This is a genomic window from Flavobacterium sp. TS_SC_5 (assembly GCF_056156265.1).
This window is the reverse complement of sequence record NZ_CM149588.1, coordinates 2877619-2900052: the sequence shown is the minus strand read 5'-3', so window position 1 is coordinate 2900052 and position 22434 is coordinate 2877619. Positions and strand designations below refer to the sequence as shown.

The following is a 22434-nucleotide window of genomic DNA, read 5'->3' as shown; positions in this document are numbered from 1 at the left end:
CTCATAACTTTTTTAAACCAATTTTTGTAGCGTTTCTAATACATACGTATGCATTACTTCTTTATAATCAAGATGTGTGACAATTCGCAGTTTTCCATGCCCCATCGAACTAATTAAAATATTTTTTTGTTTCAACAATTCAATTAAATTCTTTTCGATACAATTTGGAACCAACGTGAATATCAAAATATTAGTTTCAACCGGCTCTACTGATGCCACCCAGCTTACGTTTTTCAAAACTTCACCTATTTCTTTAGCTCTTCGATGATCTTCAGCGAGACGTTCTATATTATTATCTAAAGCATAAATTCCGGCTGCCGCCAAATAACCTACCTGACGCATTCCGCCACCTAATATTTTTCTGACACGCAACGCTCTATGAATCGTAGCTTTATCACCTAATAAAACCGAACCAATTGGTGCTCCCAAACCTTTAGACAAACAAACAGAAATCGTATCAAATAATTTCCCAAACGCTTTCGGGTCTTGATTTTTGGCTACCAAAGCATTCCAGATGCGGGCACCATCCATGTGAAATTTTAAATTATTGGCATCACAAACCATCTTTATTTTTTGCAAATCTTCCAATTCGTAACATGCACCGCCACCTTTATTGGTAGTGTTTTCAACACAAACTAAACTCGTCAACGGACTGTGGTAAAATTCCGGATCATTAATCGCTCCAGCCACTTGTTCCGCGGTTATCATTCCGCGATTTCCATCTAATAAACAACACGAGACACCGCTGTTAAAAGAAACTCCACCGCCTTCGTAATGATAAACATGCGCATATTTGTCGGCAATCAATTGTTCTCCAGGCTGTGTATGTAATTTAATTGCCGTTTGATTGGCCATAGTTCCGGAAGGGAAGAAAAGTCCTGCTTCCATTCCGAACATTTCGGCAACTTTGGCTTCAAGTTCAATAACCGTAGGATCTTGTTTGTAAACATCATCACCCACTACAGCATTTAACATGTGTACCAACATTTCGCGTGAAGGTTTTGTAATCGTATCGCTAACTAAATTTATTTCCATATTATTTATTTATTTTTGATAAGGAGAAGCCGTGACTTGTCCCTGCGTAAAAATTTTCTATTTTTGTGCCACAAATTTACACAATACCGTTTGTTAATTCCAACTAGTTGCGTTAAAACTAAACTAATTGTAGTACACAACGGCATTTTTGATAAATATTGAAAACAGACCTATCAAATTAATATAATTTTATGACAACTACCGAACAAATTAAAGGTATTGTAGAGCGCCTTGGTGCGTTGAGGAGGTATCTTTGACGTTGATGCCAAGCTAATTGAAATTTCAAACGAAGAAGAAAAAACTTTTGCGCCAGACTTTTGGAATAATGCCAAAGAAGCTGAACTCATTGTTAAAAACCTTCGGAACAAGAAAAAGTGGATTGAAGATTACAACAAAGCAGTCGAAATGACTGAAGAATTGCAACTCGCCTATGATTTTTACAAAGAAGGTGAACTTACCGGAGAAGAATTAGATGAACATTACATCTCTACGCAAGCACATATTGAAGCCATCGAATTCAAAAATATGCTTTCGGATGAAGGTGATACTTTGAGTGCTGTGGTACAAATAACCGCTGGAGCCGGAGGAACAGAAAGTTGTGACTGGGCCGAAATGCTGATGCGTATGTATATGATGTGGGGCGAAAAATACGGCTTCAAAATAAAAGAGCTGAATTTCCAAAAAGGAGAAGCGGCGGGTATAAAAACCGTAACACTCGAATTTGAAGGCGATTATTCTTTTGGATATTTAAAAGGAGAAAACGGCGTACATCGATTGGTTCGCATTTCCCCCTTTGACAGTAATGCCAAACGTCATACTTCATTTGCTTCCGTTTATGTGTATCCGCTAGTAGATGACAGTATAGAAATTGAGATTAATCCTGCTGATATCGAGATTACGACTTCGAGATCCAGCGGTGCGGGAGGACAAAACGTAAATAAGGTAGAAACCAAAGTCCAATTGTTTCATAAACCAACCGGAATCCAAATACAATGTTCTGAAACACGTTCCCAACAAGATAACAGGCAACGCGCCATGCAAATGCTGCGCTCTCAACTATACGAAATTGAGTTAAAAAAGAAACAGGCACAACGCGCTGATATTGAAGCCGGAAAAATGAAAATAGAATGGGGATCCCAAATCAGAAATTATGTGATGCAACCGTATAAGTTAGTCAAAGATGTTCGTACCGGTTATGAAACGAGTAACGTTGATGGTGTTATGAACGGAGAAATTGACGAATTTCTGAAAGCCTATTTAATGATGATGGGGCAAAAAGATGAAGAATAAGATATTATTATAAGCACGATTTATAAATTTTCACAATGCTCTCATAAATATTACCCCCTTAACATCATATGATCGATGAATTTAAGGGGTTTTATTTTTAACCAAAGTAAACATTTATTTTTAATTCAAAAAAACATTTGCAATTTCAACGTTAAATGATTTTATTTGAAAACGATAACAAAACTAATTCCTATATACTCCATGAAATCTTATTCAATTGAAGAAATAAACGATATTCTTAAGGGCGCTATCGTAGGAAGCATAACTCAAAAAATTACAGCTCCTGAACAGTTAGAAATGGCCACTATTTCCGAAATTTCATTTATTGGAAATAAAAAATATGAAAAATTTTGGGCTTCATCTAATGCTTCTGTTGCCGTTGTTAATGAAGACATATCTATAGAACCTGGCGAAAACAGAGCTTTTATAAAAGTAAAAAATGCTGATTTGGCGATGTCACAAGTATTAGAACTTTTTGCTCCTCCTACACCATTATTCAATATTGACATTCATCCAACTGCAATAATAGACGAAACAGCAACTATTTGCAATGGAGTCAGAATTGGTGCTGGATCTTATGTTGGACCAAAAGTTGTCATTGGTGACAACACAACAATCTATCCTAACGTGACCATTCTAGATGAATGTACCATTGGAAAAAACACGGTTATCTGGTCAGGAACTGTAATCAGAGAACGTTGCCATATAGGAAACGACTGTATTTTACATCCCAATGCAACAATTGGAGCTGATGGCTTTGGTTTTCGTCCTGATCCGCAAAGAGGTTTGGTAAAAATTCCACAAATTGGAAATGTAATTATAGGTAATAATGTAGAAATTGGCGCTAATACGTGCGTTGATAGAGGAAAATTCAGTTCTACCGTTTTAGGTGATGGTTGTAAAATTGATAATTTAGTGCAAATTGGACATAACAGTAAATTAGGTAAATTTTGTATTATGGCTGGAAATAGCGGACTTGCTGGTTCAGTAACATTAGGAAACGGAGTTATTATTGGCGGAAGCGCTTCTATAAAAGACCATACCACTATTGGTGACGGAGCTATAGTAGGTGCTGGTTCAGGTGTAACAGGAGATATTCCAGCAGGAAAAACCATGTTAGGATATCCTGCTGTAGAAGCTCGAGATGCACTGAAACAATGGGCTATTTTGAAAAGACTAGTAAATGAATCTAAAAAATAAACTTTAGCTTTTTTATTAAATTCATAAAAAAACAGAAGTTCGCTTCTGTTTTTTTGTTTTAATAGTAAACAAATATTCGATTTTCATTGTTTACACTTTAAAATAATAAAATTTATTTCGATGGATTTTGTATTTTAGCACAAACTTTTTTAACATTATTTCATCATGGATTTGAACTTCAACAAAAACGAAGACCACAATAAACTTTTACTTTCTGCTTTGCGTCAAAAATTAAGCGTAGTTAAATTAGGCGGCGGCGAAAAACGCATCCAAAAATTACATAGTGAAGGCAAAATGACTGCACGCGAACGTATCGATTATTTATTGGATCCAAAGGCGAAGTGTATAGAAATTGGAGCGTTTGTTGGTGAAGGAATGTATGCGGAACACGGCGGCTGTCCATCAGGAGGTGTTGTGGTAAAAATAGGGTACATAAGAGGGAAACAATGCATTGTTGTGGCCAATGACGCTACCGTGAAAGCAGGTGCTTGGTTTCCTATCACCGCAAAGAAAAACTTACGTGCGCAAGAAATTGCAATGGAAAACAGATTGCCAATCATCTATTTAGTGGATAGTGCCGGAGTTTACTTGCCATTGCAAGACGAAATTTTCCCTGATAAAGAACATTTCGGACGTATTTTTAGAAATAATGCCCTGATGAGCAGTATGGGAATAACTCAAATTTCTGCTGTGATGGGGAGTTGCGTTGCTGGTGGTGCCTATTTGCCAATCATGAGCGATGAAGCTATGATTGTTGATAAAACGGGAAGTATTTTCTTAGCTGGAAGTTATTTAGTGAAAGCTGCTATTGGCGAAAGCATCGATAATGAAACATTGGGGGGAGCAACAACCCATTGTGAGATTTCGGGCGTTACGGATTACAAAGCCAAAGATGATAAAGATGCATTAGATAAAATAAAAAATATAGTCGACAAAATAGGTGATTTTGACAAAGCCGGTTTCAGCCGAATTAAAGCTGAAAAACCGGCATTAGACCAAAATGAAATTTACGGTGTTTTGCCAAAAGCCCGAAATGAGCAGTACGACATGATGGAAATCATTAATCGTTTAGTTGATAATTCTGAATTTGAAGCGTATAAAGACGGTTACGGTCAAACCATTATAACCGGTTATGCCAGAATTGATGGATGGGCAGTGGGAATTGTTGCTAACCAACGAAAAGTGGTGAAAACTAAAAATGGAGAAATGCAGTTTGGAGGAGTAATTTATTCCGATAGTGCGGATAAAGCCACTCGTTTTATAGCCAATTGCAACCAGAAAAAAATTCCATTAGTATTCGTTCAAGATGTTACGGGATTTATGGTTGGATCTAAATCTGAACATGGCGGAATCATAAAAGACGGTGCCAAAATGGTAAACGCAGTTTCTAATTCGGTTGTACCAAAGTTTACGGTAATCGTGGGAAATTCATACGGAGCAGGAAATTATGCTATGTGCGGTAAAGCCTATGACCCAAGATTAATTTTTGCTTGGCCAAGTGCAGAATTAGCCGTTATGGGTGGAACACAGGCTGCAAAAGTATTAGCACAAATTGAAGCTTCTTCGCTTAAAGCAAAAGGTGAAGTCATAGATGAAATCAAAGAAAAAGAGTTATTTGATAAAATAAAAGCGAGATATGACGAACAAGTTTCTCCTTATTATGCTGCATCACGTTTATGGACAGATGCGATTATCGATCCAAAAGATACCAGAACTTGGATATCTATGGGAATTGAAGCGGCAAACCACTCGCCAATTGAGAAAAAATTTAATTTAGGAGTTATTCAAGTTTAATACTGATTTTCAAATACTTATAGTAATGTTTTGTATATTTATGGCTGTTTTACTCCCGCTTTGTAGCAGTTGTAAAATAGCCTCATTTATTAAAAAATCTTAACCTAATTCATTTTATTAATTTAAACTTGAATAAGAAATGAAAAAGATTTTGGCGCTACTATTTAGTATAATGCTACTAATGGGTTATTCAATTTGTGCACAAAACAAATTAGGCAAGACTGGTACTCAAAAAGAAAAGAAACCTATTTATTTTGAATCGGGACTCAATGCATCTTTACCAGTTCATATCGAGATGTATCGGACGCACCGACTAGCGATTGGTTTGAATGCGAGAGCTGGAAAATTGATTTCAAAAAAAATAGAACTAGGAATCCGATTTGATTATGATTATCGGTTCATCCGAAAAAACACTCGAATTCTAACCCCCGAAAGTACACTGCAAGAAAGAGCCAGTCATAATAATTTTAGTCTTTTTAGTATCAAACCCAACATTCAATTCAATATGAATTCACATTGGTTTTGGGGAGCAGAAACAGGCGTTGGCTATGTTTTATCAGATGAAGACGGTAAAATTGGAATGGGTTTTGTTTCAGAATACGCCAGCGATCAACAATTTGGTGCCTGCTCCGGTTTGTATGTGGGTCGCTACTTTAATATTAGTCCTAACAAAAATAAATTAGGTGTATCGATGAATTTAACTCAGTTTTTGGCTCGTGGCCATGCTGAAAATAGTTTAGGTTTGAGATTCAATTACCGATTTACAAACTAATTTTTATTAAAAAGTATCAAATTCAAAAGTGTCTTCCAGAAAAGATTGTTTTTGAATTTGATACTTATACTAATTTATATGCTCTCCAGTATTTCTTTTCTTTTCAGCTTACCATTTTCAGTTTCGGAAAATTTTGCTATATAAAATACTTCTTTTGGTTTTTCATATTTATCTAACCCATCAAAAATACTTTCCTCCAAAGTTTGATTTTCGCCTTCGATTACTAAAACTAATTTTTCGCCTAAATCAGCGTCATGTATTCCAGTTACAAAAAATCTGGATTGAATCTTTGCCGACAATTTATCCTCGATTTTTTCAGGGATTAATTTAATCCCACCGCTGTTGATTACATTATCTATTCTTCCTAAAAAAACAAATTGATTTTCACCAACTATTTCCACTAAATCATTCGTAACAATCGATTCTTCTGAAATTTTAGGTGCATCAATGACCAGACAATTTCTGTCATCTTTGGCAATTTTTATGTTAGGTAAAACTGAAAATGCCTTCTCTCCTATTTTTTTAGCTGCAATATGCGTAATAGTTTCAGTCATACCGTAGGTTTCGTACACCTGTGTTTTCAATTTAGAAAGTCCTTTTTCTAAAGCATTGTTCATTTTTGCACCGCCAATAATCATCTTCTTCACATTATTTAATGCTGCCAAAGAGTTTTGGGCCTGTAAAGGAACCATAGCTACAAAATCATATTTAGTGTCATTTTTCACCATTGGATGCGAAGTTGGCGCCACAAAATCGATATCAAGACCAAGAATAAAGCTTCTAACAAACATCATCTTTCCAGCGATGTATTTCGTTGGCAAACAGTGTAATGCTCTATCGCCCGGTTGTAAATCAAAAAAATCACCAGTAGCAATCGCTGAATTGACCATTGCTTGTTTCTCAATTCGGATTATTTTGGGCGTTCCCGTAGTCCCGGATGTATTCAGTTCGAGGTAGGATTTATTGTCAAACCAATCAAGTATGAAGTCTCCAACAGACTTCTCATATTCATCACCTTCTTTGATGAAACTATACGCAACTCGACATAAATCATTTCGATTTAGGTGAAATCCGTTCAATTTAAACAGATTATGAACACTCTGATAAGTTATTGTATTGGTCATGAGCGAGTATTTTTTAAATTATTTAATGCTTAAATCAACTATATATTGCCGCTTAGTTTTTCTTTCCAGTTCGTCCAGTTGTATTTTTTACTAAAGATAAATAAAAGTATTGGGAATATTATGACAACAGGAAAAATAACATCTAAACCCGCTGAAGGATCTGAAATATCTTTGAAAATAGAATGCGTTTGAAAAGCAGACCAATCTGAAGTGATTAACAATGCACCAACTAAATTATTAGCTGCATGAAAGCCCAAAGCCAATTCCATTCCCTCATCCATAAGCGTTATAATTCCCAGAAACAACCCAGTCCCAATGTAATAAACCAGAACAATTGGACCAATCTTAGTAACTTCTGGATTAAACCAATGCATGCCACCAAAAATCAATGATGTCATCAGTAGCGGAAACCATTTGTTTCTGGCAAGATTGGCAAATCCCTGCATCAAGTAGCCTCTAAAAATATATTCTTCGGAACTGGTTTGTATAGGAATAAGGAATATAGCGATTATTGCCAAAATAGCAAATGGAACAGGTTTAAAGTTGATGACAAAATCACTTGGAGAATAATAATAAAATAACAATGTAGATACAATAGTTATTACTGACCAAATCAAAAATGAAAACACGATTCGGCTCCAATCTACTGTATTTCTTGAGGTTGTGACAGAAAGTACCGTTTGATGATGCAAATAGCGGATTACCAAAATAATTCCGAGCATTATAATTACAAACGAAATCATGATCAAGAACAAAGTGAAATTGGGTTCAAAAAAACGCATGATTGCCTCATTGCTGGTAGGATACGATTTTCCATGTACGAATGTCTCATAAAGTAATGCCATAAGGAGTGGCAATTGACCCAGAAATGAAGCAAAAATGATTATTAGAGAGCCCACAATATACTTCCAAAACTTATTTTCTGATTTTAAACCTTGTTCTATAAACATGTATTTTTAGTTTAATATTTTTACCTAATTAGTATAACAAATGTTATTTTTGCTACACTTAATATACTTTTCAATCCTAACTTACTTTCATTAAAATATGATACAAATATACCATAATTCACGCTGTGGAAAATCAAGAAATTGTTTAGCTCTTCTCGAAAATTCTAAAAAAGAGTTCGAAGTTATTAATTATCTGACCAACCCGCCATCTCTTGAAGAATTATCCTCCATCCTTCAAAAACTGAACAAAAAACCTATTGAATTAATTCGCCAAAAAGAAAAAATTTGGATTGAAATTTTTAGAGATAAAAAAATGAATTCGGATGAAATTATTCAAGCAATGGTCGATAACCCAATTCTTATAGAAAGACCCATCGTTGTTATTGGGGAATCGGCGATTATAGGACGTGACTTAGAAAAAGTAGAATCGTTTATATTATGAAAATTCGCATATTTTAATTAACATTTATTTGTGATTTATAGTATTAAACCAAATCTTACTTTTACAATCTAATTGGCATAACCAAAGTTTTTTAAAAAATGAAAAAAATAAAATCCGTATTAATTCTTGTTCTCTTCTTAACAACCTTATTCAGTTTTGCCCAACAAGGTCCTGCTGTTCCAAAAATCAAAATTACCGGAAAGGTAGTGGAAAAAATAAGTAAACAACCACTTGAGTACGCAACAATTACTTTCTCAGTGCCTAATAATCCAAAACCAGTAGCAGGTGGAATTACTAACGCAACTGGAGAATTTGATATTGAAGTCAACCCCGGAATTTACGACATAAAAATCGAGTTTATATCATTTAAATTAAGCGAGTTTAAACTAAAAAATCTTCAAAAAACTACCAGTTTAGGTTTAATCAGTTTAGAGGAAGATGCTAATCAATTGAATGAGGTTATCATTCGTTCCGAAAAAACGACAGTTGAAATAAAATTAGATAAAAAAGTATATAATGTAGGTAGTGATCTAATGGTAAAAGGTGGAACTGTAAGTGATGTTTTAGATAACATTCCTTCTGTTGCTGTAGATGTGGAAGGAAATATAAGCCTTCGTGGAAATGAAAATGTAAGAGTTCTTATTGATGGCAGACCTTCAAACGCTATTAATATTGCTGAAGCATTGCGATTGATTCCTGCTGATGCGATTGAAAAAGTTGAAGTAATCACTAATCCATCGGCACGATATGATGCAGAAGGTGGTGGTGGATTATTGAACATTATATTAAAAAAGGAAAAAACCAAGGTTTAAACGGAACAATAATTGCATCTGCCGGATATCCTGAAAATTTTGGTTTAAGCGGAACCTTAAATTACAAATCCAAGAACTTCAATCTTTTTACAACACAAGGATACAATGACCGCAGTAATCCTGGAAACGCCTTTACAAATTCAAGATATTTAAATGTCGACAATTCAACTCGAAATTATGTAAATGAAACGAGAGAAAACGAAAGAGACAATAAAGGATACAATGGAAACTTTGGAATGGAATGGTATTTAACCGAAAGCGTTTCTTGGACCAATACTTTTAACTACAGAAAAAGTAATGGTAACAATGTGGATAACGTTTTCCAGAATAACTATGATGCAGGATTTAATTATGATTACACTCGTAACCGAATCAATTTGGAAAATAGCGACAGTGAAAATGTAGAATTTACAACTAACTTCACTAAGAAATTTAAAAAAGACGGTCATAAATTAACATTTGATGGTTCCTTCTCCACCAATGATGACATCAATGACGCTTTAATTACAGACACAGCAACAAATACAAGTGTAGTAAAATTTGACAAAACCATCAACAATCAAAATCAGAGCAGAAATTTACTTCAAATGGACTATGTACTGCCTTTTGGAAAAGGAAGTCAGTTCGAAGCAGGTTACCGTGGTGATTTCTCCGAATTACTGACTGATTACAGAGTTGATAATGATGGCGTAATCAATGAAAACTTTACTAATACATTGGAATATAAAGAAAAAGTAAATGCTCTTTACACTCAATACGGCCTGAAAATCAATAAACTTTCAGCTTTATTTGGATTGCGTTTTGAAGATTCAAATATTGAGATCAATCAATTAGCAACTAATGATTTTAATACTAAAAAATACAATAACTTTTTCCCAAGTGCATTTTTTACCTATGAGATCTCAGATAAAAGTAGTGCTTCTGTAAGCTACAGCCGAAGAATTCAAAGACCAAGAGGAAGAATGTTGAATCCGTTCAGCAACTTGTCAAGTAACATCAATATTTTTGTTGGAAACCCAGATTTAGATCCAGCATTTTCAGATGCTATTGACTTTGGTTACATCAAAAGATGGGAGAAATTGACTTTCAATACTTCCTTATACGTAAATAAAACAACTGATGTTTTTCAATTTGCAAGAAGAGAATCGGGAGATTTTGTAAATGGTATTCCTATTATTATTAGTTCTCCTATCAACTTAGCAACTGAATACAGAACAGGATTTGAATTCACATTAAACTACTCTCCATACAAATGGTGGAAATTAAACAGTAATTTCAATTTCTTCAGAAACGAAACGCAAGGAGATTTTACTTACACTGATTTTAACAATACTGAAATTGTTCAAAATTTTGACAACATCGCAACTTCATGGTCTACAAGACTAACTTCAAAAATCACACTGCCTTACAAAATTGACTGGCAGACTAATGCAACGTACAACGGTCCGCAAAATAACGCGCAAGGAAGAAGTTTAGGAATATTTGCTGCAAACATCGCATTCAGTAAAGACGTCTTAAAGGATAAGGGAACACTTTCATTTAATGTAAGTGATGTTTTCAATTCAAGAAAAAGAATGATGGAAACTTTCCTTCCGGGAACTGTTGATTCTTATAGCGAAATGCAATGGAGAGTAAGACAATTTAATTTATCGTTTACCTATCGTTTTAACAAACCTAAAAACGAAAGAGAACAACCTAAGAGAAATCAAGGTGATAATGAAGGAGATTATCAAGGATAATAAAATTAAGGACTCATGAAAATGGGTCCTTTTTCTATATAAATTATTTTTGTTTTCAGATCATCTAAGCAATTCGGATTATTCGTTCTTTTGGAACAGATCCTAAATATCGTTAAGTAAATAATCTGTTTTAAAAAAAAACCAACTAAATTCATAGAATACATTTGATTGGTTTTGTAAACTGTCTGATACAAAACCTAGCCTTTGCTATAAGATACATAGCTTATGGTTCATATTAGATAACCAGTTAATACACTTAACAACAAACACTTATACTAAGTCAATTAATTTATAACTTGTACCTCTTCCTGCCCCTTCTTGCACTAAAATCCCTTTAGATATTAAATCTTGCAAATCCCTTAACGCAGTATCAGTAGAAACGCCTGTTATCTTTGCGTATTTAGAAACGGTCAGTTTTCCAAAAAAAATATCAAGTAACATTTGAGTAACCTTCTGTTGGCGATGATTAAAATCAATATTGTGATTAATTTCCCAAAATTGAGCACGTTTTAAAGTCATGGCAATAGTTTGATCTGTTTGCTTCATAGAACGCAACAAACAGTTCAAAAACCATTCTAACCAATCTGTAATATCCAGATCCCCTTTTTGCGTTTTTTCTAAAATACTATAATATGTTTTACGCTCAATTTGAATTTGTGCTGACATGGTGCTGCCATGATTATTCAGATTTCAGATTCTCAATAATTCGAACTAAATCTGTATTCAAGAATTTATCTTTCACACGACCAGCCCAAAAATTATTTAGTTTTTGCATGCCTTGAAGCGTATGATACGAAACATCTTCAGCCATAATCAACTCCACAAAAGACTCTCTTTTTACAAATCCAGCTCTTTTATAATTATTTAAAATAAGTACTGAATTAGCCAGTAATTCCATTTCTTCATCAACAGGATCAATTTGTATTATCTTTTTCATATCTTTGTATTGTCTTGACAAACTTTGTAAATAAATAGTTTGGTTGGTTTGTATTGTTTGACAGGACAAATGTACATAAAGTATCGATATAAATACATATTGTATCGATAAAAATACAAAATAATTTAATATTTAACCTTAAATAACTGATTATGTATAACTTGACTAAAGAAGAAAAATTGAACTTTGTATTAAAAACCCAGAAAGAATTAAAAGTTTCTGCAAATACAATATCAAAAAACACCAAATTAACAGAAGCTGGAGTTCAAAGAATTTTAAACGGAACAAGTAAGAGTCCACAGGAAAACTCTTTGAATCAAATTATTGATTTTTTTAAAAGTAAAATATCTGAAGACACGCCAAACAATCCAGCGAACGAACCCGAAATGAAATACATTACCATTCCGGAAACAACTGAATTGCAACAGCAAATCATAAATATGTATAAGGAGATCTTTGATATAAGAAATGAAGTTGGAAGACTTCAAAAGATTTTAGAAGAAAATTCAGTTAAATATTAATTTTTTATACATTAGAGAAAAAAAAACAATGAAAAAAATTATACTATTATTACTCATTAGTTTTTCAGGATTTGCTCAAAAAGCAATTTACAACAAAACTAATGATTCAGGAAAATTCACGGAGTACCAAACCAAAGATGGTTTTACTTTAAAAATAGGAGACACTATCACCATAGGCTATCCTTTAGGGAAGGACTTTACATTCATCACTCAAGGAAATGTATCGGCCGCTGCTTTTATTTCAAATAATAAAGTTGTAGTTTCAAAAATAAAATCAGTGGGAAATACTGCCAGAGGTTTTAAAACTTATGCACTTTTCAGCGGATACGGATTTTCAGCATATATTGATTATGAAGCAGCACTGGAAACTGGAGAAATAAAAAATCCATTTATCCAATAATATCAAAAAGCGCTTTATCTCTGATTTTTTCAGGATACTTATCTTTGTAATAATTATCTACATCATCGCGTTCGTGGCCCATAAGTTCCCGGATCACATCAGTATCAATATTTAAGGTTTTCGCCAGGTTCGCAAAAGTATGCCTTGCCACTTTTATTCCAATATTCCCGCCATCCGGCAACACTTCAAGTTCATTTGCGGTTTGCACCAATAAAATATCCCGCTGGTAATTCCTGCGAAAAGTCAAATAAGAGCTGTTTTCTTTTTTCCAAGGAAATAGCCAGTCGCCATCATTTGGGTATTTTGCCAGTAGCGCGCTTGCTTTAGGATGCACTTTTAAATCAATGCGGGTTCCGGTATTAGTTTTGGTTCGTTCAAACACAATACGACCTTTGCGTATTTGGCGTTTTTTGAGGTAATACAAATCAATCAAATCACAACCGCCAAAATAAAACTGCAGCAGGAATAAATCAATATATTTCTGTTTTTCATTTTTCAGGTCTAAATTTTCCAAGTTTACCAAAGTTTCACGATCCAAATACTTTTTTTGGCTATCATAACTTCGGGTTTTCAAGCCTTCAAAAACGCCAGCAAATGGCTTTTGGTCCGCAAACTTATGCATCAGGATTCCTTTATTATAAATCGAACGCAAAGTGCGTAAATATAAATGCGTTGTAGCCTTAGAATTCCCAATACTAGTATTATAATTCTTAAAACGCATCAAAATTTCATAATCCAAGTTTTGCAAACTCACATTTTTGCCAAAATTTTCAAATTGCGCGATCACATTATCATAACAGCGAATATTCCCCAACAACTTATTTTTAGCCTTCAAATTATGTTTTCCCACATTTTCAGCCACACTATTCATTTCATTAATCAGTTTTCTTGCATAATCCAAAAAACCAATTTGCGAAAAATCCATGGCAAACATATCCTGATACGTTTTTTCCACATCAGTAACGCCACTCAAAATCAGTTTTCGTGCTCTAATTTTCAATTCCATTATAATAGGAGCCAAAACGTCATAATCCGGATGCTTACTTGAAATTGTTTTCCCGTCCTGGATAAAATGATTAGCTTTACAAAAAGCAATCGTTTTAGATTTCCGTTTATTTTGGTGCGCAATTTCCACCACCAAAGGAAAACCTTCAATAGATTCTTTTCGGGAAGTAATAAGCTTGATTTCAATTTTCATGTTCGTGATTTGTTCGTGAAAATGTCGCAAAATGTCGCGTTTTGTTGTTGTAAATGTAGGAAATTATAAAACACAAAAATCATTAAACGCAAAAAACCCACTGAATACAGTGGGTTTTGTTGTGAAGGCAGAAGGATTCGAACCTTCGACCGCCTGCTTAGAAGGCAGGTGCTCTATCCAGCTGAGCTATGCCTCCATTGCTCTTGGAAAAAATTAGTCGGGGTGGCAGGATTCGAACCTGCGGCCTCCTGCTCCCAAAGCAGGCGCGATAACCGAGCTACGCTACACCCCGAAAAAAAAAATTATAAAAGCGGAGGGACAGGGACTCGAACCCTGGCACCGATTGCTCGATGACAGTTTAGCAAACTGCTCCATTACCACTCTGGCACCCCTCCAAGCTCAAGGAAACGCGTCCTGTTTTGCGGTTGCAAACTTAAGACATCTTTAGACTTCTCACAACTATTTTAATGCTTTTTTTCAATCTTTTTTGTCATTAATATAAAAACACTTCACTATCAAACATATAGAATAAAAATAAATTTAAAAAAGATAATCTGAACATCAAAATATGAAATTGTTTAAAAAAGATTAAATTTGCTACATAAACTAACATTATGAAAGTCATGAACAAAAGAGTTGTTATCGTTTCTGCCGTTAGAACACCTATCGGAAGTTTTATGGGGGGATTATCTACAGTTACCGCTCCAAGATTAGGTGCAGTAGCTATTAAAGGTGCTTTGGATAGAATAAAATTAGATCCAAATTTAATTGATGAAGTATTTATGGGTAACGTAGTTCAAGCTGGCGTAGGACAAGCTCCTGCCAGACAAGCTGCTATATTTGCCGGTTTACCAAATACGGTTGCCTGTACAACAATAAATAAAGTTTGCGCTTCAGGAATGAAAGCAGTTATGTTGGGCGCTCAAGCGATTCAATGTGGCGATGCTGAAATTGTAGTTGCCGGTGGAATGGAAAACATGAGTTTAATTCCACATTATATGAATTTAAGAACAGGAACTAAATTTGGTCCAGCAACCATGATTGACGGAATGCAGAAAGATGGACTTACTGATGCCTACGATAACAGCGCTATGGGAGTGTGTGCTGACTTATGTGCAAGTGAATATAGTTTTACCCGCGAAGACCAAGATAACTTTGCAATTCAATCGTATGAGCGAAGCGCAAAAGCATGGGATTCTGGTAAATTTGACAATGAAGTAGTTCCTGTTGCTGTTCCACAAAGAAAAGGAGACCCTATTATCGTTTCTAAAGATGAAGAATTCACTAATGTGAAATTAGATAAAATACCTTCATTGAATGCTGTTTTTACAAAAGATGGAACTGTAACTGCAGCCAATGCATCAACAATAAATGATGGTGCAGCAGCAGTAATCTTAATGAGTGAAGAAAAAGCGATTGCTTTAGGACTAAAGCCTTTGGCGTATATCAACGGATATGCTGATGCGGCGCAGGAGCCAAAATGGTTTACTACAAGCCCTGCAAAAGCGATTCCTAAAGCATTAGAAAAAGCAGGAATAGCGATTAGTGATGTTGATTATTTTGAATTCAATGAAGCATTTGCTGTTGTAGGATTAGCAAATTCAAAAATTTTAGGTTTAGATGACAGCAATGTAAATGTAAACGGTGGCGCAGTATCCTTGGGTCATCCTCTTGGTTGTTCCGGAGTAAGAATAATTGTTACATTAATCAATGTTTTAGAACAAAATAACGGAACTATCGGTGCTGCTGCAATTTGCAATGGTGGTGGTGGTGCCTCGGCAATTGTTATTGAAAAAGCATAACTAATACAAAATTTAATGAGTTATAGGTTTTCGAACTTATAACTCATTTTTCTTAACTCCTAAATCAAACTAAATGTTCGGAATTTGTAATCTAGCCATAATCCCACTTCGCATTGAACCCAGTGACAGAAGCGAAATCGTTTCTCAAGTTTTATTTGGTGAACATTTTGAAATTTTAGAGCAACTAAAGCAATGGTCTTACATCAGAATGCAATATGATGATTATGAAGGCTGGATAGACTCTAAACAGTTACAACCGATTTCAGAGTCCAGCTTTAAGCAATTGTCAACAGAAGCTATCATTTTAAATTCTGATTTGATTGAATATGTTACTGCTCCAAACAACTTATTAATGCCAATTCCTCTTGGGTCTTCGTTAGCATTTATCAATCACAATGAAATAAATGTTGCTAATTTTGATTTTGAAGGAATTAAAACCAGTGGTGAAAAAGCTAAAAGCAACTTAATCAATACAGCCTTTATGTATGTGAATGCTCCTTATTTGTGGGGAGGAAAAACACCTTTTGGTATTGACTGTTCCGGATTTACGCAAATGGTATATAAACTAAATGGTTACAAATTACTTAGAGATGCTTCCCAACAATCAACACAAGGAGAAGCCTTAAGTTTTATTGAAGAAAGTGAACCTGGAGATTTAGCTTTTTTTGACAATGATGAAGGAGCAATTACCCACGTTGGAATTATGATGGAAAATAATTACATTATTCACGCCAGTGGAAAAGTTCGAATTGACAGATTAGATCATCTTGGGATATATAATGCCGAAATAAATAAACACACTCATAAACTCAGAGTGATTAAAAAAATTATTTAAAACGGCATCTTTATATTTTTTGAACTTATAAATTTACTAAACGTGCTTTTAATGAATTATACTCTGCCGTCATATCTAGGGCTCTGTATAAATTCAGTAGCAGTTTAGAAATATCTTGATTCTTGGGAATTTCTACATTACCTTTTTCTAAAAAGGAAATAGCTTTTTTAAGTAAATTATCCTTTTTAATTATCATCTGTTCATACACCTTCATATCACTAGGTGATGTTCCAAGATTACTCATCTGATCCATTATCTCTTTTTTCTCATCAAGTTTTAAGTAGGCTAAATTTAGATAGGAATCAGGGTTTTTAGGATCGATCTCTAATAGCTTGTTATTAAATTTTTCTGACCTTTCTAAATCTCCTTTTTCAAGATACATATAAGCCATACTTGTATATATCTCAACTTTTTTAGATGGGGATTTTTCCATCCTTGGCTTTACATGAGTTCCTGATTTAATAGATAAATCTCTCGATGCTGCAGAACTAAATAATTCATCTTCATTATTTTGCTTATTAACAGCGTAATAATCTAAACCCTTCCCTGAATATTTTAGAATATCCAACTCCTCATAAAGTTTTAAAGCCTGATTATAATCTTTAGCGTCTCTAAAATAAGAAGCTGCATAATATAAATTAATTGTATCTCTTTTATTAGTCAAATAAATAGTATGCATTTTATTAGCACCTTCTAAAAACCTTTTAGCTTTAGCATCTGAAAGAGCACTAATAAATAAATCCTTTTGTATTTTTTTAATAGATTCTAATGCAGCAACTGAATATTTAAATTTTTCTGAAGCCTTTTCAGCCGCGATCAACTCTTGATAAGCAGTTACTGTAAGAGCAACGTTTTTAGTTGGTTCAATATTATTTTCTACTAAACCAGTTAAAACTTTAGCTTTTAAGTTATAGAATTCCGATTGATCAGCTGCTTCCGCATTAAAAATTAAATACTCTGCACCATTTAATATATTTATTGCCTGCTGAAATTTACCACTATTATACTCTATTGCAGCTGCCTTTATTTGATTTTTTTGAGCAAATGTTACTGTTGAAAAAAATAATAAGAAGATAATCGAAAAGTAATGCTTTTTCATATTAATATTGGTTTTGGTTTTAAAGTTAGATTTTGATTTTATTTTAAGAGTTTCACTGGTAAAAGTCCATTCTAATTACTAAAAATTAAACATAATGTAATTTAAAAATATAATTAAATTTTTGTTTTACAAAAAAAATAGTGACAATTATTTAATATAACAATCACCCATTTTTAACACATTAATTATCAGTAAATTAAAAAATTACATTATTTTTCCTTATTAATTACTATTCCTACTAAATAAAAAAATCATACAAAAAACAAAACCCTTTCAAAGTATAAACTTTTGAAAGGGTCTTTAAGTATTTTTGTTAAGCAATTATGCTATATCTGTAAACTTTTTTACATTTTTGCTTTTAATGCTTTGTATTCTGCAGTCATTTCTAAAGCACTATAAACCCCTAAAAGAGTTTTAACAACATCTTCGTTTTTAAAATCTAATTCAACCGCTTTTTCAAGATAAGGAATTGTTGCTTTAAAAAGTTCTTCTCTTTTCTTTTTCAAATCATCATAACGCTTCATATCCTTTGTAGATGTCCCCAATTTGTTCATTTCATCAATAATAACTTTTTCATTTTCTAACTTCATTGCAGCTAGATTGATATAAGCATTGATGTATTGTGGGTTAATTTCAATAACTTTTTTGTAATATTTCTCCGCGTCATCTTTGTTCTTCGTATTAGCACTTAATACTCCAAGGTTAAAAATTAATTCTACGTCGTTTGGGTTTTTTTCCAATACTTCAGCGACTAATTTTTTATACATGTCAAAATCTTTAGTTTCTAAATAAAGATTAGCTTCCGTTAATATCAAAGATGTATCCTCAGGATTAGCTAATCTTGCTGCAGAAATTGCTTTTTTAGCTTCTTCAGTTTTACCTTTTTCAACTAAAATTAAAGCCATGTTTTTATAAATTTCTCCTCTTTTAGAAGGAACAACTTCAGTTCTTGGCTTTTCGTGCGTCCCTAATTTCACCATTCTATCTCTCTCCTGACTAGTCGTAAAAAAATCTTCCTGAGTCGTTAATTTATTGATAGCAAAATAACTTGTTCCTTTTCCAGAATAGTTCAACGTTTTTAAGTTATCATACAACTCAAGCGCTTTATCATACTCTTTTGCATTAACATAAGTAGACGCGGCATAATACAAATTAATTGTGTCTTTCTTGTCTAACAAATAAGCATCATACAATTTTTTAGCACTATCTAATTGCTTATCCACTTTTGAATCAGCAATTGCACTATTAATTAATTTGAATTTAATATCTGTAATTGAAGTAGCAGCTTGCGTCGAGAATTTTACTTTCCCAGAAGCTTTTTCAGCAGCAATTAAATCTTGATACGCTTTTGCTGCAAGCGAAAGATTCGTGTTTGCATCAACATTTTTGTTTGCTAAATCTAATAAAGCATTTCCCTTTATAAAGAAAAACTGTGCTTTCTCAGCATCCGGTGCATTAGCTATTAAAGATTCTACTTCTGTCAAAATGGTTACCGCCTCTAGAGATTTCCCACCTTTAAGCGCCTTTTCAGCTGCTTTAATTTGATCTTTTTGAGCAAAAGTAGCTACTGATATCAATAACGCTGATGCTAATACTACATATTTACTTTTCATAATATTCTCTGTTTGTTTAATAATTATTCTTGTTCTTCTTTTTTTAATTAAGCTTCGTCGTCAGAATCGTCTTCTTCAGTGTCATCTTCAGTGTCATCTTCTTCTGTTTCATCTTCATCATCGTCCTCTTCTACACCTTCGTCCTCGAGAACTTCTAATACCGGTTTCACTCTTTCGATAGCGTCAGATTCAATAATATTTCCGTCTTCATCAACAACCACTTCTGCCACATCGTCTTTCATTACTTTGGTAACAGCAGCAATTGAATCTTTACCTTTTAGATTTATCAATTTAACCCCTTGGGTAGCACGTCCCATTACACGCAAATCTTCAATAGCCATTCTGATTGTTAATCCAGATTTATTAATAATCATCAAATCATCAGCGTCAGTAACTGCATTTATCGAAATAAGTTTTCCGGTTTTTTCTGTTATATTAAGTGTTTTAACACCCTTTCCTCCACGATTAGTAATTCTATAAACATCTTCACCATCTTCATCGACTAATTTGGTACGCTTTCCATAACCATTTTCAGTTACTACTAAAATTTGGGAATCGTTAATATTTTCCTTATCTACAGTAACCATGCCAATAACTTCGTCCGTATCATCCTTAAGAGTAATTCCACGAACTCCGGAAGCTGTTCTTCCCATCGGACGTGTTTTTGTTTCTTCAAAACGAACTAATTTTCCAGATTTCACAGCTAAAATAATTTGACTTTCTCCGTTTGTCAATTTAGCTTCTAATAATTCATCGCCTTCCTTAATAGTAATTGCAGCAACACCATTAACTCTAGGTTTAGAATATTTCTCCAAAGAAGTTTTCTTAACCTGACCTTTTTTAGTAACCATAATAAGGTTGTGACTTTTAATGTATTCCTGATTTTTTAAATCTTGAGTACAAATAAATGCTTTTACTTTATCGTCACTTTCAATATTTACTAAGTTTTGGATTGCTCTACCTTTAGCAGTTTTGCTCCCTTCCGGTATTTCATAAACACGCATCCAGAAGCATTTTCCTTTTTGGGTAAAGAACATCATATATTGGTGATTCGTTGCCACAAACATATGCTCTAAGAAATCTTGATCTCTTGTTCCGGCGCTTTTTTGTCCAACTCCTCCTCTATTCTGAGTTTTATATTCAGTAAGATTGGTACGTTTAATATAGCCTGCATGTGAAATGGTAATTACCACATTTTCATCGGCAATTAAATCTTCGATACTAACATCACCACCAGAATACTCAATTTGAGAACGACGCTCATCACCGTATTTATCACGAATTTCAGTCAATTCTTCTTTAATCAAGGCGATTCTCAAGTTTACATCGGCTAATAAAGCTTTCAAATGCTCAATTAACTTCATGATTTCATCGTATTCTGTTCTTAACTTATCTTGTTCAAGACCTGTTAATTGACGCAAACGCATTTCTACGATAGCACGAGATTGAATATCGGATAATTTGAATCTTTCGATTAATTTCTCTCTTGCTTCTTCCGTACTTTTTGAAGCTTTGATTAATGCTATTACTTCATCAATATTATCCGAAGCAATAATCAACCCTTCTAATATATGTGCTCTTGCTTCCGCTTTTTTCAATTCAAATTGCGTTCTGCGAGTCACCACATCATGACGGTGTTCGATAAAATAATGAATCAGATCTTTTAGATTCAACATTTGCGGACGCCCTTTTACAATTGCAATGTTATTTACACTAAACGAAGACTGTAATTGTGTAAATTTATAAAGTGTATTCAAAACTACATTTGGTGTTGCATCACGTTTCAAAATATAAACGATACGCATTCCGTTTCTATCTGATTCATCACGGATATTCGCAATGCCATCAATTTTTTTGTCATTAACCAAATCAGCTGTACGCTTAATCATATCGGCTTTGTTGACTTGGTAAGGAATTTCGGTAACAATGATGCACTCACGACCATCAACTTCTTCAAAACCAACTTTAGCACGCATCACAATACGCCCTCTACCTGTTTTGAATGCTTCACGAACGCCTTCATATCCATATATAATTCCACCAGTTGGGAAATCTGGGGCTTTAATATGCGTCATCAACTCATCAACCTCAATGTCATTATTATCCATGAAGGCTAACGTACCATTGATTACCTCCGTTAAATTGTGAGGTGGCATATTAGTAGCCATACCTACCGCAATTCCTGTTGCTCCATTTATCAGTAAAGTAGGAACACGCGTTGGCATAACTGTTGGTTCCTCTAAAGTATCATCAAAATTCAATTTAAAATCAACTGTTTCTTTATCTATATCTGCCAAAATTTCTTCCGAAATCTTACGCATTCTGGCCTCCGTATAACGCATCGCCGCAGGACTATCGCCATCTACAGAACCAAAATTACCTTGACCATCAATCAATAAATAACGCATACTCCATTCTTGTGCCATACGAACCATAGCATCATAAACAGAGGTGTCACCATGAGGGTGATATTTTCCAAGAACTTCCCCGACAATTCTTGCTGACTTTTTATGAGCAGATCTAGAGTTAACTCCTAAATCATGCATTCCATAAAGTACTCTTCGATGTACTGGTTTCAAGCCATCTCTGACATCTGGAAGCGCTCTTGATACAATTACTGACATCGAATAATCGATATAAGCTGTTTTCATTTCATCTTCAATGTTAATAGGAATTAACTTTTCTCCTTCAGACATAAGTTGTTATATTAAAAAATTATATTAGTTTCAAACGTGCCAATATACACCTTTTTGAAATTTTTAAACCAATTTCGAAGTACTTATTTCAATGATTTATTAACAAATTAAACTTCGTTTTTAGTTAATAATTTAAGGGAAAATTAACTTTAATATTATGATTATTTTTGTCTCT

The 22434-nt window shown here is 33.9% G+C and carries 20 protein-coding genes and 3 tRNA genes; 11 read left to right on the top strand and 12 right to left on the bottom strand.

Features of this window, described 5'->3' with window-relative positions:
- Positions 1-12: 12 nt before the first annotated feature.
- Positions 13-1035 (bottom strand): threonine aldolase family protein, encoded by a 1023-nt coding sequence (locus AC0J6S_RS12480; protein WP_474954112.1) that lies wholly within the window; start codon positions 1033-1035, stop codon positions 13-15.
- A 191-nt stretch (positions 1036-1226) separates the two neighbouring features.
- Here AC0J6S_RS12480 and prfB point away from each other — a divergent pair.
- From prfB to AC0J6S_RS12460, 4 genes are all read left to right on the top strand, one after another.
- Positions 1227-2325 (top strand): peptide chain release factor 2 gene (gene prfB, locus AC0J6S_RS12475; RefSeq protein ID WP_474954111.1). Its coding sequence is split into 2 segments (ribosomal slippage): positions 1227-1289 and positions 1291-2325, totalling 1098 coding nucleotides; the frame shifts between segments, so codons are not numbered across the junction.
- Between the two features lie 201 nt (positions 2326-2526).
- On the top strand, positions 2527-3525 hold the full coding sequence (gene lpxD / locus AC0J6S_RS12470) for a UDP-3-O-(3-hydroxymyristoyl)glucosamine N-acyltransferase (RefSeq protein WP_474954110.1): 999 nt from the start codon (positions 2527-2529) through the stop codon (positions 3523-3525).
- Positions 3526-3690: 165 nt separating this feature from the next.
- Positions 3691-5319 (top strand): acyl-CoA carboxylase subunit beta, encoded by a 1629-nt coding sequence (locus AC0J6S_RS12465; protein ID WP_474954109.1) that lies wholly within the window; start codon positions 3691-3693, stop codon positions 5317-5319.
- A gap of 139 nt (positions 5320-5458) precedes the next feature.
- Complete coding sequence (locus tag AC0J6S_RS12460) at positions 5459-6091, top strand: hypothetical protein (RefSeq protein ID WP_474954108.1); 633 nt, start codon at positions 5459-5461, stop codon at positions 6089-6091.
- Positions 6092-6165: 74 nt separating this feature from the next.
- On the opposite strand, the gene AC0J6S_RS12455 is transcribed toward AC0J6S_RS12460, so the two are convergent.
- Both AC0J6S_RS12455 and AC0J6S_RS12450 read right to left on the bottom strand, forming a co-directional pair.
- Positions 6166-7215 (bottom strand): AMP-binding protein, encoded by a 1050-nt coding sequence (locus AC0J6S_RS12455; RefSeq protein WP_474954107.1) that lies wholly within the window; start codon positions 7213-7215, stop codon positions 6166-6168.
- A gap of 38 nt (positions 7216-7253) precedes the next feature.
- A complete protein-coding gene (locus AC0J6S_RS12450) occupies positions 7254-8165 on the bottom strand; it encodes a lysostaphin resistance A-like protein (RefSeq protein ID WP_474954106.1) in 912 nt (303 codons plus the stop codon).
- 97 nt (positions 8166-8262) lie between these two features.
- Between AC0J6S_RS12450 and arsC the strand changes: the two genes are divergently transcribed.
- From arsC to AC0J6S_RS12435, 3 genes are all read left to right on the top strand, one after another.
- Entirely contained in the window at positions 8263-8607 is a 345-nt protein-coding gene (gene arsC / locus AC0J6S_RS12445) for an arsenate reductase (glutaredoxin) (RefSeq protein ID WP_474954105.1), read from the top strand.
- Positions 8608-8705: 98 nt separating this feature from the next.
- Positions 8706-9419 carry a carboxypeptidase-like regulatory domain-containing protein gene (locus AC0J6S_RS12440; RefSeq protein ID WP_474954104.1) on the top strand — a complete coding sequence of 238 codons (714 nt, stop codon included), beginning with the start codon at positions 8706-8708 and terminating at the stop codon, positions 9417-9419.
- A 236-nt stretch (positions 9420-9655) separates the two neighbouring features.
- On the top strand, positions 9656-11158 hold the full coding sequence (locus AC0J6S_RS12435) for an outer membrane beta-barrel family protein (protein ID WP_474954103.1): 1503 nt from the start codon (positions 9656-9658) through the stop codon (positions 11156-11158).
- A 270-nt stretch (positions 11159-11428) separates the two neighbouring features.
- On the opposite strand, the gene AC0J6S_RS12430 is transcribed toward AC0J6S_RS12435, so the two are convergent.
- Positions 11429-11824 (bottom strand): Fic family protein, encoded by a 396-nt coding sequence (locus tag AC0J6S_RS12430; protein WP_474954102.1) that lies wholly within the window; start codon positions 11822-11824, stop codon positions 11429-11431.
- A gap of 13 nt (positions 11825-11837) precedes the next feature.
- A complete protein-coding gene (locus tag AC0J6S_RS12425) occupies positions 11838-12095 on the bottom strand; it encodes a hypothetical protein (RefSeq protein ID WP_474954101.1) in 258 nt (85 codons plus the stop codon).
- Positions 12096-12247: 152 nt separating this feature from the next.
- Here AC0J6S_RS12425 and AC0J6S_RS12420 point away from each other — a divergent pair, with 152 nt between their 5' ends.
- Both AC0J6S_RS12420 and AC0J6S_RS12415 read left to right on the top strand, forming a co-directional pair.
- Positions 12248-12616: a hypothetical protein gene (locus tag AC0J6S_RS12420; RefSeq protein WP_474954100.1), complete on the top strand. Its 369-nt coding sequence runs from the start codon at positions 12248-12250 to the stop codon at positions 12614-12616.
- A gap of 28 nt (positions 12617-12644) precedes the next feature.
- Complete coding sequence (locus tag AC0J6S_RS12415) at positions 12645-13016, top strand: hypothetical protein (protein WP_474954099.1); 372 nt, start codon at positions 12645-12647, stop codon at positions 13014-13016.
- Here the strand turns inward: AC0J6S_RS12415 and AC0J6S_RS12410 are convergent.
- From AC0J6S_RS12410 to AC0J6S_RS12395, 4 genes are all read right to left on the bottom strand, one after another.
- A complete protein-coding gene (locus AC0J6S_RS12410) occupies positions 13006-14214 on the bottom strand; it encodes a tyrosine-type recombinase/integrase (protein WP_474954098.1) in 1209 nt (402 codons plus the stop codon). The genes AC0J6S_RS12415 and AC0J6S_RS12410 overlap by 11 nt on opposite strands.
- Positions 14215-14336: 122 nt before the next feature.
- Positions 14337-14410 (bottom strand) — tRNA-Arg (locus AC0J6S_RS12405).
- Positions 14411-14431: 21 nt separating this feature from the next.
- A tRNA-Pro gene (locus AC0J6S_RS12400) sits at positions 14432-14506 on the bottom strand.
- A gap of 19 nt (positions 14507-14525) precedes the next feature.
- Positions 14526-14609: transfer RNA gene (locus AC0J6S_RS12395), tRNA-Ser, on the bottom strand.
- A 228-nt stretch (positions 14610-14837) separates the two neighbouring features.
- Here AC0J6S_RS12395 and AC0J6S_RS12390 point away from each other — a divergent pair.
- Positions 14838-16016, top strand: a complete 1179-nt coding sequence (locus tag AC0J6S_RS12390) for an acetyl-CoA C-acyltransferase (RefSeq protein ID WP_474954097.1) — start codon at positions 14838-14840, stop codon at positions 16014-16016.
- 73 nt (positions 16017-16089) lie between these two features.
- Positions 16090-16851 (top strand): C40 family peptidase, encoded by a 762-nt coding sequence (locus AC0J6S_RS12385; RefSeq protein ID WP_474954096.1) that lies wholly within the window; start codon positions 16090-16092, stop codon positions 16849-16851.
- A 25-nt stretch (positions 16852-16876) separates the two neighbouring features.
- Here the strand turns inward: AC0J6S_RS12385 and AC0J6S_RS12380 are convergent, their stop codons facing one another.
- The 3 genes from AC0J6S_RS12380 to gyrA all read right to left on the bottom strand — a co-directional run bounded on the left by AC0J6S_RS12380 (position 16877) and on the right by gyrA (position 22259).
- Positions 16877-17950: a tetratricopeptide repeat protein gene (locus AC0J6S_RS12380; protein ID WP_474954095.1), complete on the bottom strand. Its 1074-nt coding sequence runs from the start codon at positions 17948-17950 to the stop codon at positions 16877-16879.
- Between the two features lie 344 nt (positions 17951-18294).
- Positions 18295-19563, bottom strand: coding sequence for a tetratricopeptide repeat protein (locus AC0J6S_RS12375; RefSeq protein ID WP_474954094.1), 1269 nt, complete (start codon positions 19561-19563; stop codon positions 18295-18297).
- Positions 19564-19610: 47 nt separating this feature from the next.
- The gene (gene gyrA, locus AC0J6S_RS12370; RefSeq protein ID WP_474954093.1) at positions 19611-22259 is read right to left on the bottom strand and encodes a DNA gyrase subunit A; all 2649 of its coding nucleotides are present in this window, start codon (positions 22257-22259) and stop codon (positions 19611-19613) included.
- Between the last annotated feature and the right edge of the window lie 175 nt (positions 22260-22434).